28 protein-coding genes and 1 pseudogene are annotated in these 21,640 nt (G+C 70.2%); 15 read left to right on the top strand and 14 right to left on the bottom strand.

All coding sequences use genetic code 11. The features are described from left to right. The first annotated feature begins 15 nt into the window (after positions 1-15). The 6 genes from ACFYMP_RS18140 to ACFYMP_RS18115 all read left to right on the top strand — a co-directional run bounded on the left by ACFYMP_RS18140 (position 16) and on the right by ACFYMP_RS18115 (position 4,404). On the top strand, positions 16-300 hold the full coding sequence (locus ACFYMP_RS18140) for a hypothetical protein (protein ID WP_388857976.1): 285 nt from the start codon (positions 16-18) through the stop codon (positions 298-300). Between the two features lie 78 nt (positions 301-378). Continuing rightward, on the top strand, positions 379-1,062 hold the full coding sequence (locus tag ACFYMP_RS18135; RefSeq protein ID WP_388857973.1) for a lysophospholipid acyltransferase family protein: 684 nt from the start codon (positions 379-381) through the stop codon (positions 1,060-1,062). Between the two features lie 74 nt (positions 1,063-1,136). Then, complete coding sequence (locus ACFYMP_RS18130; protein ID WP_388858347.1) at positions 1,137-1,400, top strand: hypothetical protein; 264 nt, start codon at positions 1,137-1,139, stop codon at positions 1,398-1,400. A gap of 89 nt (positions 1,401-1,489) precedes the next feature. Next, complete coding sequence (locus ACFYMP_RS18125; RefSeq protein WP_388857970.1) at positions 1,490-1,924, top strand: hypothetical protein; 435 nt, start codon at positions 1,490-1,492, stop codon at positions 1,922-1,924. Positions 1,925-2,381: 457 nt separating this feature from the next. Further along, complete coding sequence (locus ACFYMP_RS18120) at positions 2,382-3,572, top strand: SNF2 helicase-associated domain-containing protein (RefSeq protein WP_388857967.1); 1,191 nt, start codon at positions 2,382-2,384, stop codon at positions 3,570-3,572. 43 nt (positions 3,573-3,615) lie between these two features. Then, a complete protein-coding gene (locus ACFYMP_RS18115) occupies positions 3,616-4,404 on the top strand; it encodes an SNF2-related protein (protein WP_388857964.1) in 789 nt (262 codons plus the stop codon). Between the two features lie 344 nt (positions 4,405-4,748). Here the strand turns inward: ACFYMP_RS18115 and eis are convergent, their stop codons facing one another. The 8 genes from eis to ACFYMP_RS18075 form a co-directional block, all read right to left on the bottom strand. Continuing rightward, positions 4,749-5,918: an enhanced intracellular survival protein Eis gene (eis, locus tag ACFYMP_RS18110; protein WP_388857961.1), complete on the bottom strand. Its 1,170-nt coding sequence runs from the start codon at positions 5,916-5,918 to the stop codon at positions 4,749-4,751. A gap of 9 nt (positions 5,919-5,927) precedes the next feature. Continuing rightward, positions 5,928-6,458 (bottom strand): MaoC family dehydratase, encoded by a 531-nt coding sequence (locus ACFYMP_RS18105; RefSeq protein WP_388857958.1) that lies wholly within the window; start codon positions 6,456-6,458, stop codon positions 5,928-5,930. Next, entirely contained in the window at positions 6,455-7,300 is an 846-nt protein-coding gene (locus ACFYMP_RS18100) for an HpcH/HpaI aldolase/citrate lyase family protein (RefSeq protein WP_388857955.1), read from the bottom strand. The genes ACFYMP_RS18105 and ACFYMP_RS18100 overlap by 4 nt, the downstream gene beginning before the upstream one ends. Before the next feature lie 7 nt (positions 7,301-7,307). Further along, a complete protein-coding gene (locus tag ACFYMP_RS18095; RefSeq protein ID WP_365820353.1) occupies positions 7,308-7,538 on the bottom strand; it encodes an acyl carrier protein in 231 nt (76 codons plus the stop codon). Further along, on the bottom strand, positions 7,535-8,536 hold the full coding sequence (locus ACFYMP_RS18090; protein WP_388857952.1) for a beta-ketoacyl-ACP synthase III: 1,002 nt from the start codon (positions 8,534-8,536) through the stop codon (positions 7,535-7,537). The genes ACFYMP_RS18095 and ACFYMP_RS18090 overlap by 4 nt, the downstream gene beginning before the upstream one ends. Beyond that, entirely contained in the window at positions 8,533-9,558 is a 1,026-nt protein-coding gene (gene dmpG, locus ACFYMP_RS18085) for a 4-hydroxy-2-oxovalerate aldolase (RefSeq protein WP_388857949.1), read from the bottom strand. Before dmpG ends, ACFYMP_RS18090 begins: the two co-directional genes overlap by 4 nt. Positions 9,559-9,572: 14 nt before the next feature. Further along, positions 9,573-10,430 carry an acetaldehyde dehydrogenase (acetylating) gene (locus tag ACFYMP_RS18080; RefSeq protein ID WP_388857946.1) on the bottom strand — a complete coding sequence of 286 codons (858 nt, stop codon included), beginning with the start codon at positions 10,428-10,430 and terminating at the stop codon, positions 9,573-9,575. A gap of 69 nt (positions 10,431-10,499) precedes the next feature. Continuing rightward, positions 10,500-11,291 carry a 2-keto-4-pentenoate hydratase gene (locus tag ACFYMP_RS18075; protein WP_388857943.1) on the bottom strand — a complete coding sequence of 264 codons (792 nt, stop codon included), beginning with the start codon at positions 11,289-11,291 and terminating at the stop codon, positions 10,500-10,502. Positions 11,292-11,482: 191 nt separating this feature from the next. Between ACFYMP_RS18075 and ACFYMP_RS18070 the strand changes: the two genes are divergently transcribed. Further along, positions 11,483-12,856: a hypothetical protein gene (locus tag ACFYMP_RS18070; protein WP_388857940.1), complete on the top strand. Its 1,374-nt coding sequence runs from the start codon at positions 11,483-11,485 to the stop codon at positions 12,854-12,856. A gap of 2 nt (positions 12,857-12,858) precedes the next feature. On the opposite strand, the gene ACFYMP_RS18065 is transcribed toward ACFYMP_RS18070, so the two are convergent. Then, the gene (locus tag ACFYMP_RS18065; protein WP_388857937.1) at positions 12,859-13,599 is read right to left on the bottom strand and encodes an NUDIX domain-containing protein; all 741 of its coding nucleotides are present in this window, start codon (positions 13,597-13,599) and stop codon (positions 12,859-12,861) included. A 27-nt stretch (positions 13,600-13,626) separates the two neighbouring features. Between ACFYMP_RS18065 and ACFYMP_RS18060 the strand changes: the two genes are divergently transcribed. After that, positions 13,627-13,800 (top strand): hypothetical protein, encoded by a 174-nt coding sequence (locus tag ACFYMP_RS18060; RefSeq protein WP_388857935.1) that lies wholly within the window; start codon positions 13,627-13,629, stop codon positions 13,798-13,800. Positions 13,801-13,937: 137 nt separating this feature from the next. Here ACFYMP_RS18060 and ACFYMP_RS18055 read toward each other — a convergent pair whose 3' ends face one another. Then, entirely contained in the window at positions 13,938-14,153 is a 216-nt protein-coding gene (locus ACFYMP_RS18055) for a hypothetical protein (RefSeq protein ID WP_388857932.1), read from the bottom strand. A gap of 644 nt (positions 14,154-14,797) precedes the next feature. On the opposite strand from ACFYMP_RS18055, the gene ACFYMP_RS18050 reads away from it, so the two are divergent. Next, the gene (locus ACFYMP_RS18050; RefSeq protein ID WP_388857929.1) at positions 14,798-15,049 is read left to right on the top strand and encodes a hypothetical protein; all 252 of its coding nucleotides are present in this window, start codon (positions 14,798-14,800) and stop codon (positions 15,047-15,049) included. Further along, a complete protein-coding gene (locus tag ACFYMP_RS18045; protein WP_388857926.1) occupies positions 15,046-15,432 on the top strand; it encodes a hypothetical protein in 387 nt (128 codons plus the stop codon). The genes ACFYMP_RS18050 and ACFYMP_RS18045 overlap by 4 nt, the downstream gene beginning before the upstream one ends. 181 nt (positions 15,433-15,613) lie before the next feature. On the opposite strand, the gene ACFYMP_RS18040 is transcribed toward ACFYMP_RS18045, so the two are convergent. Both ACFYMP_RS18040 and ACFYMP_RS18035 read right to left on the bottom strand, forming a co-directional pair. Then, a complete protein-coding gene (locus ACFYMP_RS18040; RefSeq protein WP_388857923.1) occupies positions 15,614-16,162 on the bottom strand; it encodes a GNAT family N-acetyltransferase in 549 nt (182 codons plus the stop codon). Positions 16,163-16,292: 130 nt separating this feature from the next. Then, on the bottom strand, positions 16,293-16,463 hold the full coding sequence (locus tag ACFYMP_RS18035; protein ID WP_388857920.1) for a hypothetical protein: 171 nt from the start codon (positions 16,461-16,463) through the stop codon (positions 16,293-16,295). On the opposite strand from ACFYMP_RS18035, the gene ACFYMP_RS18030 reads away from it, so the two are divergent. Next, positions 16,464-16,706 (top strand): hypothetical protein, encoded by a 243-nt coding sequence (locus ACFYMP_RS18030; protein ID WP_388857917.1) that lies wholly within the window; start codon positions 16,464-16,466, stop codon positions 16,704-16,706. A gap of 9 nt (positions 16,707-16,715) precedes the next feature. On the opposite strand, the gene ACFYMP_RS18025 is transcribed toward ACFYMP_RS18030, so the two are convergent. Continuing rightward, positions 16,716-17,750 (bottom strand): hypothetical protein, encoded by a 1,035-nt coding sequence (locus ACFYMP_RS18025; RefSeq protein ID WP_388857914.1) that lies wholly within the window; start codon positions 17,748-17,750, stop codon positions 16,716-16,718. A 299-nt stretch (positions 17,751-18,049) separates the two neighbouring features. Here ACFYMP_RS18025 and ACFYMP_RS18020 point away from each other — a divergent pair, with 299 nt between their 5' ends. The 4 genes and pseudogenes from ACFYMP_RS18020 to ACFYMP_RS18005 form a co-directional block, all read left to right on the top strand. Further along, positions 18,050-18,520, top strand: a complete 471-nt coding sequence (locus tag ACFYMP_RS18020; protein ID WP_388858344.1) for a GntR family transcriptional regulator — start codon at positions 18,050-18,052, stop codon at positions 18,518-18,520. After that, a complete protein-coding gene (locus tag ACFYMP_RS18015; RefSeq protein WP_388857911.1) occupies positions 18,510-18,770 on the top strand; it encodes a hypothetical protein in 261 nt (86 codons plus the stop codon). The genes ACFYMP_RS18020 and ACFYMP_RS18015 overlap by 11 nt, the downstream gene beginning before the upstream one ends. 54 nt (positions 18,771-18,824) lie before the next feature. Further along, entirely contained in the window at positions 18,825-20,090 is a 1,266-nt protein-coding gene (locus ACFYMP_RS18010) for an ATP-grasp domain-containing protein (RefSeq protein ID WP_388857908.1), read from the top strand. 160 nt (positions 20,091-20,250) lie between these two features. After that, a pseudogene (locus ACFYMP_RS18005) lies at positions 20,251-20,619 on the top strand (IS5 family transposase); the annotation flags it as partial. Between the two features lie 467 nt (positions 20,620-21,086). Here the strand turns inward: ACFYMP_RS18005 and ACFYMP_RS18000 are convergent. Further along, complete coding sequence (locus tag ACFYMP_RS18000; RefSeq protein WP_388857905.1) at positions 21,087-21,623, bottom strand: flavoprotein; 537 nt, start codon at positions 21,621-21,623, stop codon at positions 21,087-21,089. Positions 21,624-21,640: the final 17 nt, after the last annotated feature.

Here is a 21,640-nt window from a genome sequence, read left to right as displayed (position 1 = left end):
GAAGGAGGACTTCCCATGACCGCGTCACACGCTGTACTGCCCGTCCACGGATGCGATCACGTGCTCCGGATCAGCACGGTCGAGTCCCCACTGGTCACCGAACTTGTCGCCGCCCTGAGCCACCTGGAGAGTGCGGCCGCCGTGGCGGGGACACCCGCCGCCTTGGAACTGCCCGGCGGGAGCACGGTCACCACCGAGCAGATGAGCAACTGGGTGACCATGAACTCCAGCCGTGTCCGCACACTGCTGGAGACGATCGCCACCAGCCACCCCGTCCGGCTGGCTCGTCCAGCGGCGTAGATGAGTAGGACAGCTCATGCCGCGACGGCGCCAACCGCTGACCATGGAGATCATCACCAACGTACGGGGAGAACCCTTATGCTCAGCCGCATCGCCGACGTCCTGGTGCCGAGCGTCGGCCGGTTGTCGGTGACCACCGATCCCGGCTTCACGATTACACCCGGCAGCCTGTTCGTGGCGAATCGCACGTCGTTGGCGGACCCGGCGATCGTGCTTGCCGCGTTGCACCGGCTCGGCGCCCACCCTGCCGTGATGGCGGCCGCTGGCCCGTGGCGTATCCCGGTGCTCGGGCGGGTCCTCGCGCACGAGGGACACATTCCCGTCGTGCGGGGCGACCGCCAGGCGGCAGCCGCCCTCGACCTCGCCGCGCAGACTCTGGAGCAGGGGCGCTCGGTGCTCATCTACGCTGAGGGGGGCCTGCCCCGCCGGCGGGACGCTGCCGAGGCGGCTCCCGGATCCTTCCGTAGTGGCGTGGCTCGATTGGCTGATCGCACCGGCGCCCCCCTCGTGCCGGTCGGTCAGGCGGGGGCGCGCCGGATCTCCTCGGGCGGTGCAGTGAAGCAGTTCGCCGGGTTGGCCACCGCGCCGTTGCGCCGCCCAGGCCTACACGTCCACGTCGGAGCTCCGGTGGATCTGGCCGGCCACCTGGAGGGGTGCCTGCCCAGGGCACGGACCGCGGCAACTGCCGCGTGGCGTACAGCGGCCGGCCGCCTCGGGGAGGCGGCCGGCCTCGCTGCGCAGGACACGGGTGCGAAGTCGTAGCCCGCGGCAGCGCTCGCTGTCAACTCCCCTTTTCAGCAGCAGAGTCCGCACCATACGCTCTCGAAGTGGAGTACATGAGCTGGTCGGACCTGCTGCGGCGGGGAACGGCCGATCCGACGTTGACCTTCGCCCGCATGAAGTGGACCCAGCCCGGCAAGTTCGTGTGGGTGGCTGCCCGGAATACGGTCACCGCGCCCTCCGGGGAGCAGTATCCGCTCTGCACCACGGTGTACTTCAAGGACGCCGATGATGTCGTCAAGCCCTACTACCCGAGCATGGACGGGATGACGGAGGCTGACGACTGGTACGTGGGTATCTCCGGTCAGCCGCCGGAGTAACTCGCCGTTCTGGCTTCTCCGGCCTCGCCTCACCAGGGAAGGGAGCCGAAAGCCCGGACAGTGCATCCGGCACTCAGTAGTATCGAAGGATGGTTGTCCACCAGCCCGAGCCCTTGTGGTGCTGCCCACTGGGCCTTGTCATGGGAGCTGCGTACGAGCGCGCACAGGCGCGCTATGACGCTGCCGGACGAGCCGGGCGCGACCACGACGTTCGTGCCGCCTACGCCGCGATGCTGGCCGCCCTGGTCAACTGGTGCGAGCACCAGATCGACGTCCACGAGGCGGATCCCGGACCTGACGAGCGATGCCCGGCCTGCGTTCGCTTCGATGGCGCCGCGCCGGTGCAGAGGGGATCCGAGGTGCCGTCCATGACCACGGCGGAGTGGACATACGAACGCCGCGTGCACCAGATCGCTCATCGCCTCGGCCCACGGATCGTGACGCTCATGGGCGACGTCCGCACGGAGGCAACGGAGTTGGTGGTCCAACCTGCTGAGATGAGCGGCAGGCCAGCGGCGCAGTGAGGCCGAGCAGGGAACTCCACCCCCGGCGGCCCTGTCCTCCCGTCGTAGGCAACGCGGCGTGAACCTTCCTCGGTGTCCGGCTCCGCAACCCGCAGTTCCCTTCCGGACCTTCACTCGTTCGGGTGCATTCGCCGTAGGGAGTGCGGAGGCGTTGGTGGGTGCTGCCAGGCTGGGTATGAGCCCTGGTGACGCGACATGGGAGAAAGGCCGGGCAGTTGGGTCGATACACGCTCACGGACTACCCGGCGATCTTCATGCCGGGAGATCCGCCGCGGGAGGGCCGCTTCATCTTCTGGCATCCGGCCGCCGGCATGGGCCCGGCCGACCAGCTGACCGTGCCCTCCGAAGCGCGCCTGGGCGAGGGCACCACCATGATCGTCCGCTGGTCCGGGGTAACGCCAGAACGGGGACCGTCCCGTAGTACACCCTCGGGCTGGAGGACGCCTGGCCCCTGCTGGTGCACTGCCGCACCCATGACCACGGTCATGAGGCATGCCAGTTCTGGGGAGCCGCAGCCCTGCTGGCGCTGCGGCTGGTGGCCGACGGCCGGCTGGAGCCGTCGCTGACCGCGCGCGGGTACGACGCGTGGAGGACTACCGACCCCGGTCCGTGGCAGGACTATCTCGACGCGCTGCTCGCGGCCATGCCGCCAGAAGCTCACGCACACGCGACCGCGCACTCCTCCCTGGCTTCCGGGCCGTCCATGTGTGACCCCGGCCATCTGCTGTCCGCGTTCTGTGACGCGGTGGCCGACTTCCTACCCCGCTCCCCCGGCGCCGCATTGGCAACCGGCCGTGCCGCGTTCGCTGACCGCGCAGCCCAGCATGTGCCGCAACTGCGCTTGGCCAATCCCCAATTGGCTGGCCAACCCCTGCTGGGCGTGCGGCTGTCGCTCCGCCTGGAGCTGGACGCCGCGGACACCGACACCGGTGTCCGCGCGGTCCTCCAGGTTCATGACACCTTCGGCGAGCACCGAGTCGCGGACGCCGAATCCCTGTGGCGTGCCGTGCCCGCGCCCGGAACACCGGACGTCACCCGGCAGATGGAGTCCCTGCTCGCCCTGCGTCGTGCCGCCCGTGCCTGGCCGCCGCTCGCCCGCCTGCTCGAGGATCCCAGCCGTCCCGGGGCGCTGGCCCTGGACGAGCCCGAGATCGATGAACTGCTCGGCGACGCGGTGGCGCGCCTGGCCCGGGTGGACTGCGCCGTTCACTGGCCCCGCGACCTGATTCGCGCCGTGACCGGCCGCACCGTCATCGCGCCGCGTCCTGCGGCTGTCGCACCCATACGCCTGCTGGGGGCGGACCAGTTGCTGGACTTCCAGTGGCGGGCCAGTGTCGGCGACCAGGAGCTGACGGACGCCGAGATGGACGTCCTTGCGGAGGGGCACCGGCCGTTCGTGCGCTTGCGGGACCGCTGGGTGCGGGTCGATGCGGCCCTGCTGCGGCGTGTCCGCGACCGCGGGCTCGGGCAGGTCTCCGCCAGCGAGGCTCTGGTGTGGGCGCTGGCTGGCAGCGCGCAGATCGGCGAGGAACGCGTCGCGGTCCATCCCACCGGCTGGCTGGCCGACCTGTGCACCGCGTTGACCCGCGCCGCGCACACCGACGTACTGGTTCCTGCCGCGCTCAAGGCGGACCTTCGCCACTACTAACGGCGCGGGCTCGCCTGGCTCCACCACCTGACCTGCGGCCCGGTTGGCGGGGGGTTCCTGGCACGACATGGGGCTGGGCAAGACGGTCACGCTGATCGCACTGCACCTGCTGAACCAGGAGGCTGCGGCCACCGCCGAACCGACATTGGTGGTCTGCCCAGCCACCATGCTCGGCGCCTGGGAGAGGGAGATCGCGCGCTCCGCCCCCACCGTGCCGGTCCGCCGCTTCCACGGACCGGCACGCACCCTCGATCTCCTGCCCGCGGATGCGGTCGTCCTGACCACCTACGCCACCTTGCGCCGCTCGACCGACCGGCTCACCGGGACCTCGTGGTCACTCGTGGCGGCCGATGAGGCCCAAGCCGTCAAGAACCACCTGTCAGGCACCGCCAGTGCGCTGCGCAAGATCCCCAGCCGGAGCCGGGTCGCGCTGACCGGCACCCCCATGGAGAACTCGCTCGCCGACCTGTGGGCACTGCTGGACTGGGCGACCAACGGCCTGCTCGGCACGTGGTCCGCGTTCCGGGAACGCTTCGCCCGCCCGATCGAGGCCGGCCGCGACACGGCGGCCGCTGCCCGCCTCGCCGCGCTGATCTCCCCGCTGGTGCTGCGCCGAAAGAAGACCGACCCGGGCATCGCCCCCGAACCATGCCTCGCGGACACGGCGATCGTCACCAGCGGTGGTGGTGGTCAGATGGTGCATGTAGACGGTGCCGTAGAGCTCGCCGTAGGTACGGAACAAGGCCATCAGTGCCTCCGTAGCGCGACGAGGTCGGCGAGCCGGTCGTCGCCCAGCTCGGTCAGTCCCAGCTGTTCGGCTCGAGCCGGGTGACCTTCAGTGTGTCGCCCTGGCGCATCAGCTGCATGACGAGGTCGAGTTTGGGGCGGGAGGCTTTCGCGCCGCTGGCGACGTCGACGTGGATGTTGTCGCGGTCGACGCCGTTGCGCAGAAGTGCGCCCTACTAGTAATGGTCGGGGTTCTGTTCGGCCGTCGAGGTGCGGGCGTATCCGAGAAGCATTGTCGGAAACTACCCCAACGACCGTTCGCCGACGTTGATTTCCGACGCGAGTTGCCGACACTGCCCACCTGCGGGTTCGTGACCATGCCACCGAGTGTCGGCAGACGATCGTTTGCCGACACTCGGGCAGGTGAGAACGGGGAGACTCCCGCCGCTGTCAGAAGTGGTCCGGCAGCCAGGGCTCGAACTGTGTCGTGCTGCGGACGAGGGTGGTGAGGGCTTTGTCCGATGTGGTGTGGACTCCGGCCATGCGGGCCGAGGTGGTGGACCGGTAGCCGCCGGCGTACCAGACCGCGAGCTGTCGCTGTGTGAAGGTCACCTGTCCCTCGACGTGGGTGGGGATGATCTCGGCTGCTCCGTCACTGAACTGAAGCATCCACCGGGCACAGGCGCCGGTCTCGTTCTCGATCTCGATCGGTACGGCGGTGGTGAGGTCGGTGGGCCACCCGCGGAACCGGATGGCCTCGGAGGTGTTGAGGATGCGGAGCATCCAGGGGTGCCAGGCTTCGGCGGTTGTGCGGTGGTGGCGGAGTCCGTGGAGAAGGGTGGGGTAGGGCGGGAGGGCGCCGCGCCGGAACTCGATGGTGCGGGCGCGGGTGTTGTGGTGGCCGAGGAAGGCGAGCATGGCGGCGGCGGTGGGCTGACCGGCGGCCCAGAAGTCATGGACGACCAGGCTCATGCCGTGGCGCTCGTGCCGTTTGGTGGTGAGGCTGAGCAGGCCGGTGACGGGGTGGCCGGGCCGGGCGAAGCGGTAGGTGGTGAGGTTGCTCTTGTCGTGCTTCCACTGGGGCCACCAGGTGGGGCGGTGGACGGGGCCGTTCCACTGTCGGGCGAGGTCGCGTTGGAGAGCTTCGGCTTCGTCGGTGAGCCCGTGCTCGACTTCGAAGTCCGCGGTGGTGAAGGAGCGTTTGAGGTCGTCGGTGGCCACCGCCCAGGCGAGGACGCCGGTGGGGGCCTCCCATCCGAGGCGGCGGGCGTAGCCGGTGGAGGAGGTCACTACCGTGGAGATCACCGCTCCGCGATCGATCAGGGGGCGCAATCGTTCGGTGGCCATGTCGGCGGCCAGGTGCTCGCCGCGCTCCTCGGGGGCCACGCAGCCGTCGCCGAGGCAGGCGCTGGCGACAGGAGCACCGCCGAAGAACTGATCGACGAGGAGGCCGAGGCCGCCGGCGACGACCCGGCCGCCGCGGACGGCGACCTGGAGGTCGGCGTGCTCGCGCAGGTGGGTGATGTCACCGACCGGGTGGCCGTAGGCGCGGGTGGCGAGCTGGTTGTACTGCTCCCACAGGCCGTCGTCGGCCGGGGCGAAGGTCAACTGCTGATTCATGGTTTGCCCTCAGTAGTAGGTGGCGTCGCGAGCGGCGTCCGCGTTCAGTGGCACGAGGAAGGTGCGGGTGAAGGCCAGGACGCTGGTGTTGTCCTGGTTGTGTGCGGTGGTGTGGCAGGTGATGACCCCGGTGTCGGGTCGGCTCTCGGAGGCTCGGCGGGTGAGGATCTTCGTCTCGGCGTACAGGGTGTCGCCGATGTGGACGGGCGTGGTGAAGCGCACGCGGTCGACGGCGAGGTTGGCGGTGGTCATGCCGCTGATGCTGCGGACGGTCATGCCGGCCACGAGGTTGAGGGTGACACCGGAGCAGACCAGGATGCGGCCCCACCGGGTCTGGCTGCTGTAGTGGGCATCGGTGTGGATGGGGGCGACGTTGCCGCTCAGGGCTGCGCCGAGGAGGTTGTCGAGTTCGGTGACGGTCCGGCCTGGCCGGTGTTCGATGATCAGGCCGGGGGTGAGTTCGGGGTAGGTGAGGCCGACGCTCTCGCGGATCCGGTCCTCGCTGATCTGTCGGTAGCTGTGGGGCAGGCCGGTGCTCATGACGTACGGTCCGTGTCGGCGACGAGCGCGCGGGCCCGGTTGAAGAAGGGGGTGCCGCGCATCTGCCCGTCGACGGTGGTCACCGTTCCGCCGCTGGCGTTGGCGGCCGCGACGATGGCGCGGGCCTGTGCGATCTCCTCGGTGCTCGGGGTGAAGACCTCGTTGATCACCTGTACGTGGCGGGGGTGGACGCAACCCTTGCCGTAGAAGCCGATTTCCTTGGCTCGTTCGGCGTCACGGCGCAGGATGCCAGGGTCGTCGAGTTCCCAGGTGGGGGCGTCGATGGCGGGGATATTCGCGGCGGTGGCGGCGTTGATGAGGGCCGAGCGGGCGTAGTGGAGGGTGTCCCAGCCCAGGCCGCAGCGGACGGAGGCGGCGTAGTCGGCGGAGCCGAAGAGGACGCCGCCGAGCCGGGGTGCGCGCATGATCGCGGGGAGAGTGTCGAAGGCCCGGGGGCTTTCGATCAGCGCCCAGATGTCGGGGGTGTAGCCGTCGGCGTCGAGTACGGTGGCGACGAGTTCGATGTCGCGGGGGGATTCCACCTTGGGGACCACGATGAGGTCGGGCCTGGCGGTGTAGGCGGCGAGGGCGGCGAGGTCTTTGATGCCGTCGAGCGTCGTGAGGCTGTTTATCCGGATGCCGAGGGTGCACGGCGGGTCGGGGTGAGCGAAGAACGCTTCGGAGGCGGTGCGGGCGGTCTGCTTGTCGGGGAGGGCGACGGAGTCCTCGATGTCGACGACGGCGACCGCGGCGCCGGACTTCCGCGCGGTGGCGAAGCGGTCTTCGTGCAGGCCGGGGGTGATGATCCAGGCCCGTCCGGACCGACGGCTACTGCTGGTCATGGGGCGGTCACCTTCCGTTGCGCTTGGTGGTGATGAGGAGGTCGAGCCGACCGAGGGTGGCGGCGTTCTTGATGTCGCTGTCGCTGATGTCGATGCCGTAGCGGTCGGTGAGCAGTACGGACAGTTCGACGACGGCGAGGGAGTCGAATCCGGCGTGGTCGAGGCTGGCGTCGTCGGTGAGCCGGTCGGCGGGCAGCTTGAGGTCGTCGGTCAGGATGCGGATGAGGTCACCGGTCATGTCCGGCTCCTTTGGGTGGGTGGCTGCGGGGAGAGGCTGGGCCAGGTGAGGGTGGTGGCGCCCCAGGTCAGTCCGGCGCCGAACGCGGTGAGCAGGGTGCGGTGGCCGGGCTTGAGACGGCCGTCTGCGGCGGAGCGGGCCAGGAGCAGAGGGATGGACGCGGCGCCGGTGTTGCCGGTCTCGGCGATATTGCCGAGTTGGCGGTCTTCGGGGACGCCGAGCCTGCCTGCGACAAAGGCGGTGATGCGGCTGTTGGCCTGGTGCGGGACCAGGCGGTCGACGTCGCCGAGTTCCCACCCGGCGGCGGTGGCGGCCTGGCGGGCGGCAGTGGACATGCGGTCGACCGCATGGCGGAAGACCTCACCTCCGTCCATGTGTAGGGTGCCGGGGTGGGAAGCCCGGATCAGGCCGGTGCCGGTGCCGTCGCTACCCAGCACCACCGGCCCGAGCGTCCCGGCCTCGTCCGCGCTGCCGTGGCGCAGCACCACGGCCCCGGCGCCATCGCCGAACAGGGGGACGGTCGTGCGGTCCTCGGGGTCGGGAAGGGCGGCGAGGCGGTCGGCACCGATGACCAGGACGGTCCGTACGGCGCCGGCAGCGATCAGCCCGGCCGCGGTGGCGAGGGCGTAGAGGAACCCGGTGCAGCCTGCCGCGAGGTCGTAGGCGGGGATGCCGGTCAGGCCGAGCCGGGTGGCAACGGCGGGGGCGGTGGCCGGACAGCAGCGGTCCGGGGTGGTCGTGGCCACCACCAGTGCCTCCGCTGTGGCCGGTTCGCCGTCGGCGAGGGCTTGGGCGCCGGCCCCTACAGCGAGGTCGGTCGTGGACAGGTCCGCCCCGGCAACGTGTCGTTGGGTGATGCCGGTCCGCGAGCGGATCCACTCGTCCGTGGTCTCCAGACGTGCGGTCAGGTCGGCGTTCGAGACGATGTTCGGGGGCAGCGCCGCACCGACTGCGCAGATCACGGCCGCTCGTCTGGCAGCGACGGATGCGGCGGTCATCGGGCGGCCGCCTTGAGCCGCCGGGCGACATCGCCGATCAGGTCTTCCTGCCCGGCGACAACCTGACGTTCACCGAGGGCGAGGAACAGGTCGATGGGGTCGACGCCCTCCGCTCGCGCGGTCTGAAGGACGGGCCGCCTGAAGCCGGAGAACACCCCGGCGATTCCGCTGGCCACGGCGATCGAGTCGATGGTCGGCGGGGCCTTCATCAGACGGTCGGCGGCGATGTCGGCGGCGGCCAGGACCTCGCGCAGGCCGATCCCGGTCTCGGCGCCGCAGCGCTCCAGGACGGCCACGAGGACTTCGAGCTGGGTGTTGCCGGCCCCGGCGCCGAACCCGCGGGCGGTCGCGTCGATGACGGTCGCCCCGGCGTCCACGGCGGCAAGGCTGTTCGCCACGGCCAGGCCCAGGTTGTTGTGGCCGTGGAAGATGACCGGCACGTCGACAGCGTCGGCGATGGCGTGCACGCGCTCGGTGACGTCGGACGGGAGGTAATGCCCGGCGGAGTCCATGATGCCGACGGCCTGAGCGCCGAAGTTCACCATCAGTGCGCACTGTTCGGCGAGTTCGCCGGGGCCGGTCATGTGGCTCATGAGCAGGACGCCCTGGGCTTCGGCTCCGAGGTCGCGGACGACACCAAGGTGACGTTCGGTGACATCGGCCTCGGTGCAGTGCGCGGCGATCCGTACGATGTCGGCGCCGTGGTGGACGGAGGCCTCCAGGTCCTCGGAGGTACCCCAGCCGGGGGCCATGAAGACGCCCATCCGCGACGAGGTGAGGGCTTCGCGGACGGTGGTGAGCATCGTGGCGTCGTCGAGCTTGGAGCGGCCGATCTGGAGGCTGGAGGCGCCCAGGCCGTTGCCGTGGCCAACCTCGACCACTGGCACGGCGGCGGCGTTCGCGGCGATGGCGTAGGCGCGGAGCTGGTCGGCGTCGAGCTGGTGGCCGACGGCGTGGTGGCCGTCGCGCAGGGTCGGGTCGTGCAGGAGGATCCGGGGCCGCTCGTGCGGGTGCGTGTTCACGGGTGGGGTTCCCTTCATCGGGACTGCTCGGCGAGCAGAACGGCGGCGGCGTTGATGATGTCGACGCTTCCGGCGTGAGGGGGCAGGCGGCCGCCCCTGGCGGTCACCTGCACCGCGACCGAGATCCGGCCCGGTTCCACGGCGAGTGAGGTCACCTTGAACCCGGGCGTGTAGGCGCGCACGGCCTGGGCGGCGGCCGCGATGCTCGTGCGGACCGGTGCGGCACGGATGCTGTCCGCGAGGACGGTCATGGCCACCCGGAACGGCGGGGCGGGCCGGGCCGGGCTGAGGTTGACCATCACCTTGACGTCCCGGGTGCCGGTGAAGGTCCGGATCGCGGCGGAGGTGGTGGCGATGTACTGGTCGAGGTTCAGGCGGGTGGCCCGGCCAGCGCTCGCGCTCGCCCCCGTGGAGACCGCCTCGATGTAAGTCGGGGTGCAGTGCCCGGAGATCGCGTACAGGACCGGAATGGCCGCCTGCCCGCCGCAGCTGACGAGGTTCACGTGCCGGTGGGCCGCCGACCGGTGGCTGTTGACCCCCGGGACGATGACCGTGCCAAGCTCCGTGGGGGTCAGGTCGATCAGGGTGGTGCCGGTCGGACGCAGCGCCGCCCAGTGTCCGGCGTGGCTGTCGGCGTTGGTGGCGTCGAAGACCACATCGAAGGGCCCGGCATCCACCACGGCGCGGATTCCGCCGGCCGTGGTCGAGTGGCCCATCGCGGCCGCCCGTCGCAGCCCCAGGCTGTCCCGGTCGCGCCCTGCCACCAGGGCCAGTTCCAGCTTCTGCGACTGGTGGATCTTGTCGGTGAGGTCGACGCCGATCAGGCCCGCGCCGAGTACCGCGACACGCAGACCCTGTTCATCAGCAGCCATCGGCCGCTCCTTCATTCGAGGGGAGGGGTGGTGCATGAGTGAGAGGCGCGGGCAGCGGGGTTTTGCGGGTCAACGCACGCGCAGTTCGACCGGCGGAAGATGCGGCGAGCGGGCGCGCACCGTGCTCCGGGCCTTTAGCGGGAGGCTGGCGTGCACGGCCCCGGCCAGAACCAGCTGCCCGGCGCGCAGTCCGCCGCCGGCGCGGTGCAGCCGTCCGGCGAGCCAGGTCAGGGCACGAAGCGGGTCGCCGAGGACGGCGCGGCCCTCTCCGGTGGCCACCGCGCTGCCGTCGACGCTGACGACCAGCGGTTCGGCGGCCAGGTCCATGTCCGCGCCGAGCGGCACCATGGGCCCGGTGACCACCCGGGCGCAGGACGCGTTGTCGGCGATGCTGTCCGCGACCGTGATGCGCCAGCTGGTGAACCGGGTGTCGATTACCTCCAGGGCGAGGAACACCTTCTCCACCGCCGCCCGTGCCTCGTCCACACTCACGCTCTCGCCCGCCAGGTCACGGCCGAGCCGGAAAGCGATCTCCGCCTCCACCCGCGGCTGCATCAGCACGGATCGGGCCATGGTGCTGCCGGTAGGCATCACCATGTCGTTCAGCAGGACCCCCGAGTCCGACTCGTCGACGCCCATCTGTTCCTGCATGGCCCGAGAGGTCACCCCGGCCTTGTGGCCTACGACGCGGGCACCGCCCGAGATCCGCCGGGCCACCGCCGCCCCCTGCACCCGGTAGGCGGTCTCCAAAGACAGCCCCGGACTCCGGACGGTCAGCGCGTCGATCGGCACTCGCTCGTACTCCGCCGTCAGCAGAGCCGACGCCGTAGCGGCGATCCAGCGGTCATCCGGCTCTTCCATAACGATTCCTCCTCGGGACATGGGGCATCACCTACGGTTCGCAGACGTGGGCACGGGAGCAGATCCGGCGCGGCGCTGAGATGCCGGCCGCCGGGCTCGGGGCTGATGAACAGTCAACCCGGGGGCTCACCGCAGCGGTACGGTGATGGACAGGCCAAGCGGTATATCGCGTATATACGGGGCAGGTACTCATGACCACGCGCACGCCGAACGCCCAGCTCAGCGCCCTTGTCGCCGAATCCGGCCTCACCTACGAGGCGCTGGCCAAGGCGGTCCGCGCGGTCGCCGCCGAGTGCGGCGCGGACTTACGCACGAACAAGTCCAACATCGAGCACTGGCTCGGCGGATCCGTGCCCCGAGGCGACACACCCCGCTACCTCGCGGTCGCGCTCTCCCGGCGCCTGGGCCGCCTCCTGACCACCGCCGACCTCGGCCTGCCCTCCCCAGCAGAAGCCGAGAATGAGATCATCGGACTGTCCCTGGAGGGCGACCCGCTGGACGCTCTGCTGCCGATGTGGAGGTACGAGTTGGCCCGCCGCCGCTTTCTGACGGCCTCCGCCTACTCTGCGGCCTCCGCCGCGTTACCCCTCAGCCACGTCCAGGACATCGCCGCCCGCACCGCGGCCGCCCGCACCGGCTACACCGTCGGCATGGCCGAAGTCGCCGCCGTCCGTGACATGATCCACGCGTTCTCCGAGATGGACGAACGCCACGGCGGACAACACGGCCGCAGCGCCCTGATCACCTACCTCCGCGACGACGTCGCCCCGCTGTGCCGGGCCCGGTTCCGTACCGACGAAGTCCGCCAGCAGATGCTGTCCGCCGCCGGCCGAGGAGTCCACCTGCTGGGCTGGAAGAGCTACGACGCAGGTCAGCAGGGACTCGCCCAGCGCTACTACCTCCAGTCCTACGCTCTGGCCGCCGAATCCGGCCTGCGCGGGAACGACGGATTCGTGATGCGCACGTTGGCCATGCAGGGCCTCAAGCTCCATCGCCCCGAGCACTGCCTGGGCCTGGCCGAGACCGGACTGAACCGGGCCAAGGGACGAGTGGACGCCCAGACCGAAGCGCTCTTCCGCGTCGTTCACGCCCACACTCTGGCCAAAAGCGGCAAGCGCCGCGCGGCCCTGGCCGAGGCCGAACACGCCCGCACCCTGCTGACCGGTGCCCCCGGCGACGAGGTGCCGTTCTGGGCGCTGACCTGGGGCCCGCCGGCCGCGTCGGTGTACTCCCGCACCGCCAAGGTCCACGAGACCGTAGGAGACCACCGGGCCGCCGCCGAACAGTACGCGCTGGCCGCCACGGCCCGCCCCGCAGACACCTACGCGCGGATCGTCGCCCTGGACCTGGTCGCGGGCGCGGAGATGCACCTCAAGCGCGGCAGCATCGAGCAGGCGTGCGCCACCTGGCACCGAGCCATCGACCACATGGACGGAGTCCGATCCGTCCGCACCCGCAAGGCGGTCTCCCGTATGCGCGGCGACCTCGCACGCTTCCGGGCCCGTGGCCTGCGGTGCGTGGCCGACCTTGACGAACGGGGACGCGACTTCCTCGCCGGGGCCTGACCTCAGCGGCACCCGGCGAAGCGGCATACGACCGGTTCCAGATAGTCCGCGTGCGGCCCCGTCAGAGCAGCCAGTTCGTCCGGTGAACGCACCAGGGCGATGTCGTCGAGTTCAGGTACACGGCCCTGAACACGCTCGGCTGCCGATACGGCGGTGAAGTCCGCACGCAACGTCGCCTCGGGAAGAGCCGGGGCGAGGTAGGTCAGGCCGACACTACCGTTCTCGCCACGGGTGACGACCCACAGCCTCAGCTCCTCCGCAGCCGCGCTGATCCCCAACTCCTCGGCAAGCTCCCGCGCGGCCTGGCCGGCCAGCGCCGACTCGTCCAGCACCGCCCCGTCCTCGGGCGGCTCCACAGATCCCCCCGGCAGCTGCCAGCGGCCCGGGGCAGCCGTAGCGGGCGACATCCTCGCCGCCAGCACACGGCCGTCAACGGTCGGCTGAACGACGTTCACGAACAGCGAGGGCAGCGCGGTGGCGCCGGGAACACGACGCAGCGCGTAGTGCCGGTAGGTCACACGCACCCAGAACAGGCGCAGGATGCGCGGTCCGCTCCGCTCCAGTCCCCCACACGCCACCACAGGCCCGTCGAAGAGAGCGGGGTTGGCCCGCACCGCCCTCTCCCACACCCGGTCCCGGGCCTCAGCGTCATGGGACGGCAGCCTCGGTTCCGCAACTTCGGTCAGCAGGAGCCGTTCGACATCGAAGAGGTCAATGCCCACGGGGGGCAGCGTTTCGGTCACCAGCCCATCGTAGAACCCGCTCCAGGCATGACCGCCAACTCGGGCGATTACATGAAACTATGGGCGCCCGGCTGGCTGCCGGTCGTCGGCGGCGGCGACAGCGAGGGTCTTGCGCATGGTGGAAATGGCTGTCTCCGTAGGATCGGGCGCGGCGGTCGTCCGCCGCTGATGATGCAGTTTCGTGTCATCCTTCACGGCTGAGGCGGCACGCCGCTGGCACTGCGGGCGTCGTCCCGCCAGGCGGGCTGCGTTCTGGTGGGCGCTCCCGTAGTGCTGACCGGGTCGGGTAAGGGTGGGCGGTGGGGTCGCTCGACGCCCGGGTGCACGTCGTCGCTTGGTCAGGTCTTCGTGCTGTCGAGGCGGCGAGAGCCTTCGACCGCCAGCCGGCGCAGGACCCGGACCGCGCGGTGCAGACGGCTGGGTCGCGCCGCGCGCCGGGCACGGCGTCGGCGGCGGTGCTCCGCGGCCGCAGCTCCGGCTCGACGCTGTTCCTCGGCTCTGCGCAGTCGCTCCTGCATCTCGGCGTGGACGGCTTCCAAGGTGTGGTGAATCAAGGGAGGCTTTCCGTTCTGGTCCGACGCAGGGAGCCGTCGGGCAACGTTGTCCTGTCCGTCACCGGAAGTGTGGGCGGTCTCGGCAGGGCGTTTGCGCTGATGAGGAGTCCTGTCCCGTCTGGCGGGAGCAAGAGGGCGAGCGGTGTCGTTCCGGTTGCGCGGGACGGAACAGCGCCTCCGATGACCGGTCCCGGATGATCCTGTGGCCGGTCCCGGAGCGGGGCTGAGGCTGCCAGCACGGCGGGCAGTGGCCCACGTGCCACAGGCCTTCGCATCTGGGCGCCGTGGCGACGTCACCAGCGTTCCCCGCGGTCGTTTACCGAGCACAGGGGTCCGAGAGGCGGCCCCGGTCTACTTGAGGGTGAGCGCCCGTGAGCGACCAGACTGCGGCAGTTACGATCTCCTCGCGCCCCCTGGGAGTGACCTTTCTGGGCAAGCAGCCTGAGGATGGCCTGGCCGTCGACTAGGGCGGCGGACGGACCGTCACTGTCACCCGCGACGGCTGGCGGTACGACGGGCCCCTTCAGGGCCAGGAGCTGCTGGAGCCGTCCTGCGGGGATGACTCCCAGGGGCCCGCCGAAGGCGGATCACTTCGGGAACTGCGAGAACTTCTCAACGTCTCGGCAGAGAACTGGGAGCAGCTGGTGACGTGGGCGGTCGCCGAGCTGATTCCGAACATCGCTCAGCCTGTGCTGCTGCTCACCGGGGAACAGGGCAGTGGGAAGTCGCTCACGGCTCGCATGCTCGCGTCCCTGCTTGACCACCGCGCGGTGCCACGGACCTGCCCCATGGACAACGACGAGTGGGATGCCATGGCGGACCGATCGAGGGTGATCGCGATCGACGAGGTGGCCCATGTCCCCGACTGGCTGACGGACGCGATGTGTCGGGAGTGACCGGGTATGTTCGGGCGGAACGCGGGCTGTACACGGAGACTGCGGCGGAAGAGCCTTTCGAGCGACGGCAGCGCTGTGTCATCGCCAGTGGGTCCGTCACTCCCGACGAACTGCCCGCAGACCTCCTCGGGCGCACGATTGTGGTGGAGCTGCGGCGGATCGAGGGCCCCCGGCCCGTCGCGGACATGGCGAAGGCGTTCGACGAAGCTCGCCCGCGGATTCTCGGCGCTCTCCTGGACACACTGGCCGCTACCCTGAACGCACTGCCCCTGGTCCGGGCGAGGGCCGACCGAGGAGAGCTTTCTCTTCCCCGTCTGGCCGACTACACCATGGTCGCCGCCGCGGTCGCGGAGTCAGCTGGACCGACCACGGGCGCGCGGTAACTGCACGGAGGTTCACCGCCGGTGCCCGCGATCCGATGCCGACCGGTGGACGCTACCCCCAGCCGTTCGGCGCGGCGTCGGACCAAATCGGCAAGCGGGATCGGCGTCTGCCTTCAACACCCGCCAGAAGTGTGCCCTGTTCGGATCGCGCCGGTGTCACTTCGGCGCCGGAGCTGCTCTTCTACATCAGGGTCGTGCTGTAGGTGCTCTGCGGGCGAATGTGCGTTCCGGCCGAGGTGGGGACGTGGAGTGCCGGTCCGGCGGCGGCCGCGTATCCGTGAGCACCGAAGAAGGCGACCGCATCAGGGCGGACTTCCGCGATCATGACGCGCGCCCCTGCGCGGCCCAGGTCCTCCTTGCATGCGGTGAGCAGCGCGGTGGCGGCGCCCTGACGGCGGATTTCGGGCCGGACCGCGATGCCGTGGATGAGTCCGATTTCGGTATGTGCCGTGGCCATATCGGGAGCGAGGGCGAGGCGACTGAAGGAGGAGCCCACGACGGTCGAGCCGAGCAGGGCCACTTTCAGCTCCTCGCGGCCGGACAGGCCCTTCGCGCAGCTTGCCAAACCGGCTGTGACGTAGTCCGGATCCTGCCACGGAGCACCGCCCATGAGCCCGTATGCGTAGGGCATCGCGGCGCAGATGCCGGGGATGTCCGCCTGGAGGGCGTCCCGGACGGTGACGGTGCCGGAGGCAGGTCGGCGGGGCTTGTTCTTCTTCGGGCGTCCCATGGGAGTCCTCGGGTTGTGATGGTGCTGGCCGCACTGGGCGGGCCGCCACTTCTTGTGGGTGTGCCTCCGGCAACCGGTCAGCGTCCGGGCAGGCGGCTTGGGCGGGCTTCGTCTCGTCGGCCGGCTTCGCTCATGTCTGGTCGTCGCCCTGCGGATACTCGGCGCGCAGGTCAGCCAGCAGTTGGGAGCGCTCCTCGGTCAGGGGCACCCGGCGGGCGATGAACGAACCGAGGTTGCTGGCCGACCAGTTGTCGCCGTCGTTGTAGCGTAAGAACCAGGCGGCACCGGTCTGCTCGTCCACGTGCAGTTCGTCATCGGGCCAGTGCTGGTACAGAGAGCGCTGCGCGCCGAAATTGACCTGAACGGCGCCGGACAGGTCGGGTACCTCGGGGATCTCGCCGTCGTTGCACAGCTCGAAGAGCCGGCGGCGTCGCGCGGCCAGCCCGGCCTGGCGCTGCTGTTTGTCCTCGGTGGCCAGGAGGTCGGCCGTCTCCTCGATGGTGGCCGGGCGGACCAGGATGCGGAAGTGCCATCTGGTCGCTAAACTCGCCGATCAGGTCAGCGGGCTGGTCGCCGTCCTCGTCGCGGCAGTACTGCGGGCGGCGCTCGCGCACCGTGGTGACGATCGCGGACACCTCCCCCTCGCGTACCCGACGGAAGCCCGGCGCGTCGGTGGGGAAGGGCTGAGCGTGGTCGTAGAGGGTGCTGCGCAGCACGGTTCCCGCGGGGACCCAGCGCTCGGGCCGGGCGTGGAACGGGCCCGGCTCACCGCGTCCGATCTCCCACAGTTCCTCCTTCGGCAGACACTCGCCCTGCGGGTGCCGGAGGCCCGCCGGACCAGGAGTCCGTTGCCCGCTGCGACGAGGTTTCCGCACAGGATGCAGTCCTGCTCGCGCATGTTGGCCCGGGGCGGCGGTGCCGTGCGCTGGTCGGGTGGAGGGCACTCCTGTGGATGGCGGGCCTTGAGCAGTGCCTTCCCGCCGGACAAGCCGGGGGCGGCCTCGTAGAGGACGCCTTCGCCCTTCTCCAGCCAGCCGCCGCACTTGCCGCACCCCTGCGCGTAGTCGTTCTTGATCGGTGCCGGAGGCGGGCACTGACCTGGCTGGTGGCGGGCTTCGCTGTAGCCGCGGTGGTTGCGTTCGAGGATCCCGGCGCGGGCGGCGACCGGCTGACGGCACACACCGCAGGTGTCCGCGCGTTCGTTGACGCGCGGCGCCGCGGAGGTGAGCTGGCGGACGGTTCCAGGTCTGGGAGGGTGCTTGTCCAGCAGGCGGCGCATGGTGCCGCGTATCGAGGTCCCGAAGGCGTTGGTGGAGCCGAGGGTGGAGTCGCGCTCCTCCTTGATGGTGCCGTCGGTCTTCACACGCCAGATCCGCACCCGCTTCTTGTCCCCGCCGGGCAACGGGTCGCACAGGACGATCACTGCGCCAATCGGGAGTTCGAAGGAGGCGCCCGCCTCGAGCCAGTCCCCCAGGCAACTGAGTGCGCCGTGCTTGGACTCGTCCAAGCCGCGCAGCAGCTTCCGCCAGGGCCTGACGGCGCCGTCGTCGGCCGCGGGCACCGCGATGGTGAATTCCTTGTCCGGCATTCGATCGCTCCTCTTCCACGCTCTATCGTCACAGAATGCCGGAGCCCACTGACAGTGCCCGCTGGTCTGCGGCGATTCCCGCTTTGAGGATCGGATCGCGTCGCCCGGTCCCATGTGGCGGAACGCGGATCGAACTCGTCGTCCATCGGCGCGGCACACCTGCGCTGGGCGGCCCGATAGCAGCAGCAGGGCGCGATAGACAGTGAGCCGCTGTCCTGCTCCCGCCTGGGTGCAGGGGGGCGTGTGCCGGGCGCGGGCGCTGATGCGGCCGCGCGATCGACAGGAGGGTTCATGTGATCATGGTTAGGGGGATCCCGGCGTGCCTACAGGTCGCTGGCGCGATCGGCGACAGGATCGCCTCCGAAGAGTTCGCGCGAGGATCGCGGCTACCGACCCGGGTGAGCTTCGCCGGGCACTACCGGGTGTCCGAGACCGTGGTCCACTCCGCGATGCGCGCCCTCGAACGGCAGGGACAGGTGCGGCGTGATACCCACAGCACGGCCCTGGTCGTGGCCGAGGAGGACCCGAGGGCCGAGCAAGGCGACCTCGCTCAGCTCCTTCATCGGCTGCATGCCCTTGAGGGGCGGCTGGAGCAGCTCGCCACCGCACAGGCGTCGACCGCCCCGGTGGACGAGGCGCCGGCCTCCGCCAGGAACGCGCGGCGCCGCTCGGCTTTGCGTGGCGTCTCTGGCGCGGTGCGGCGTGGAGCGCACCGCGTGCTGACGCGCGGGCATCTGTTCTTAGGTCGAGGTACCGGCCATGCCCGGTAGCGAGCCGGACGGCCGCGGCCTGGGCCAGGGCGGGGGCTACGCCATCTACGGGGAAGCCGTGGCCAGCGTACTGGCCTTGCCAGAGAGGATCGTCAGGGCGCGACCACTCCTGCTGCTCCTGGACGAGGCTTGGTTCCTCTCCCAGCGCAGAGGCTCCCCCGACGCCGAACCGACTCGCCTGCTGCAACAGGGCCGCGACGCCCCGTCTTCCCACCTCGCCCACAGCCGTTTCACGCTGCCCAGCACATAGGACAACCCGGCATCCCCGGGCAGTGCTACTCGGCCCCAACCCGTAAGGAACAACATGTCCATCGCCCTCGTCGACGGTTATTCGACCGGAGCTGCCCTGGCGGCACGTCTTCACCACCTGGGTGTGCCCTGCTCTCACATCCAGAGCCAGCCCGTCGTACACGACTTCCTACGCCGCACTTTCGACCCGAGTCACTACACCCGTGATTACGGCTTCATCCCGGACTTTGCGGACCTGGCGAACCTGCTCAAGCGCGGCGGAACCACGCGCGTCGTGGCCGGGACTGAGTCCGGAGTGACTCTCGCCGAGACCCTCTCCCACGCCCTGGGTCTTCCCACCAACACCCCAGATCAGCGAGCGGCGCGCCGCGACAAGAACCTCATGGGCGGCGCGGTCGGCGCCGCCGGACTGGCGACTCCGCGCACTCATCTCGCCACGTCCACCGTTGCCGCTGCTCGCTGGTTCAGCGCCTCCGGGCTCCGGGAAGCCGTCGTCAAGCCCGTCGACTCCGCCGGCTCGGACGGGGTGCGCTTCTGCCGCACGGCCACCGATGTCCGGGACGCGACGAAGGCCGTGCTGCACAGCAGGAGCATCTTCGGCCGCCAGAACACGGCCGTCCTCGTACAGGAACGCCTCATGGGCACCGAGTTCTACATCAACACCGTCTCCCTCGATGGCCGACACAAAGTGGCCGAGACCTGGCGCTACACCAAACGGGCCCGCCCCGGCGGCGGCCCCATCTACGACTTCGAGGAGCCCGTGCTGGCGCACACTGCCGAGGCCCGCCTCCTACGTGACTTCACCTTCGCCGTCCTTGACGCCCTCGGCATCCGCAACACCCCGGCCCACACCGAAGTCATGCTCACCCGGCACGGTCCCGTCCTGATCGAGACGGGTGCCCGGCTCGGCGGCGCGACGGCGCCCGCCGTGGTCGAGCGCCACTGCGGCATGTCCCAAACCGCCCTGGCCGCCGCCGCCCTGGCTACTCCGCAGGTCTTCGACGACTTCGAGGATAGCCACTTCATCTGGTCCGGAACCTTGCGCAACGTCAAGTTCATCAACCACAGGACTGGCCAAGCCGACCAGGCTGCGATGAGTCGCGCCGCTGCGCTGCCCAGCGCCGTCGCGGTCTGCCCCGCCGTCGACCACGGAGAACCGCTCCAGCCCACCACCGACCTCCTCAGTACTCCTGGATTCCTCTACCTCGCTGCGGAATCGACGGAACAGGTGAGCCGCGACTACGCCCTGCTCAGGCAGTGGGAACGGGAGGGACTGCACACCGGCGACATGGCGGTGGCCGGCGGCAAGACCATGCCGTGAGCCGCGTGGAGCAGCATCATGGAGCGGCGGGCGACCTTGAGTGCAGGCCAACTCGGCACGTTGCGGTCCGTCCCGGGAGAACATGACCTCATGAACGTGACCACCCGCTACGTTGAGGAACTGACGAACGCTGCGGCGAAGCGGGGCTACGGGTGGACGTATGGGCCGTGGAGATCTGACGGATGCGGAGTGGGACCGGCTGGAGTCGTTTCTGCCGCCCGGTGGCACGCGTGGAGGTCGCTGGAGTGATCACCGCAGGGTGATTAACGGGGTTCTGTACCGGGTGCGCACGGGTGTGCAGTGGCGGGATCTGCCGGAGCGGTTCGGGCCGTGGGAGACCGTCTATAAGCGTCATCGCCGCTGGTCAGCGGATGGAACGTGGCAGATGTTGCTTTCGAAGGTGCAGGCCGCCGAGGATGCCGCCGGCCGGATCGACTGGGACGCGTCGGTGGACTCCACCGTGGTGCGGGCTCATCAGCACGCCGCCGGCGCGAGAAAGGCGCCCCGGCCGCGGTTCCTCAAAAGGAGGCCGAGCGGGGGACGAACCAGCCAGGTCGATCCTCCGCTTCGTCCGCGCGGGGCTGCTCCTGCTCGTGGCCGCGCTCCTGATCCAGCGGACCCGCATGGTTATCCGCGCGCAGAAAGAGAGGCGCCGTGCCTGAGCGCCGTGCATTCCGCTGCGGCGGAATGCAACGGAGGATGCCATGGCGTACCGCCCTTACCCGTCCCGCGATCGCGCACTTCGGCAGCTCGCTCGCGCCGACCGCCCCACGCACCGCACCTGGGTCACGGACAACGGGTCTGTCGCCGAGGAGCATGAGTTTCCCGGGCAGTCCCTCGCCGTCATGTTCGCCCGAATGCAGGAGGTCAGGGCGGCTTAGGCGCGCATCGCCAAGATGTTCAGCACTCTGCGCAGGGTCGATAGCACCGGGTGGGAACTACGCGCCTGAGCGCTGCCCTTCGGAGCAGGTCATCGGGGAGATCCATGCACGCAGGCTACGCCCGAGGGGGCGCCGCCTCGCGGACCGCCCCGAGCGCGAGATGCCACGGGTACGGGCGGCGCTCGCCGGAGGGGTTCGGAACGAAGCCGCCCTCGCCGTACAGCACCCGCACACCCATCGCCCGCAGCTCGGCGACGCTCCGGTCGAGCGCGTGATGCCGCGCGTAGGCCGCGTTCACGCACGGCATCGCAACGAGAGGGATGCCCTTCCCGATCGCCTCCGCCGCGAAGCCCACGACGAAGCTGCTCGTGAGCCCGAGCGCCCAGGCGTTGATCGAGGTGAAGGTGGCGGGCGCGAAGAGCGCCACGTCTGCGCGCGGCCATGCGTCCCCCGCGCCAGGGTGCTTGTACTCCGAGCGCACCGGGTGCCCGGTCAGCCGCTCCAGTTCCGCCATCTGCGGCTCCAGCCAGCGGGCCGCTGCCGGGGTCAGGCCGAGGCACACGTCGTAGCCCGCACCCTGCGCCTCCTCGATGACCGGCGCGATGTCGAGCACGGGCGGAGCGGCCGAGCCGAGCAAGTAGAGAGTCGTCATCCGTTCATCCCATCGTG

This window comes from Streptomyces sp. NPDC007088, from assembly GCF_042869355.1.
Lineage (GTDB): Bacteria > Actinomycetota > Actinomycetes > Streptomycetales > Streptomycetaceae > Streptomyces.
This window is presented reverse-complemented; position numbering and strand designations above follow the sequence as displayed.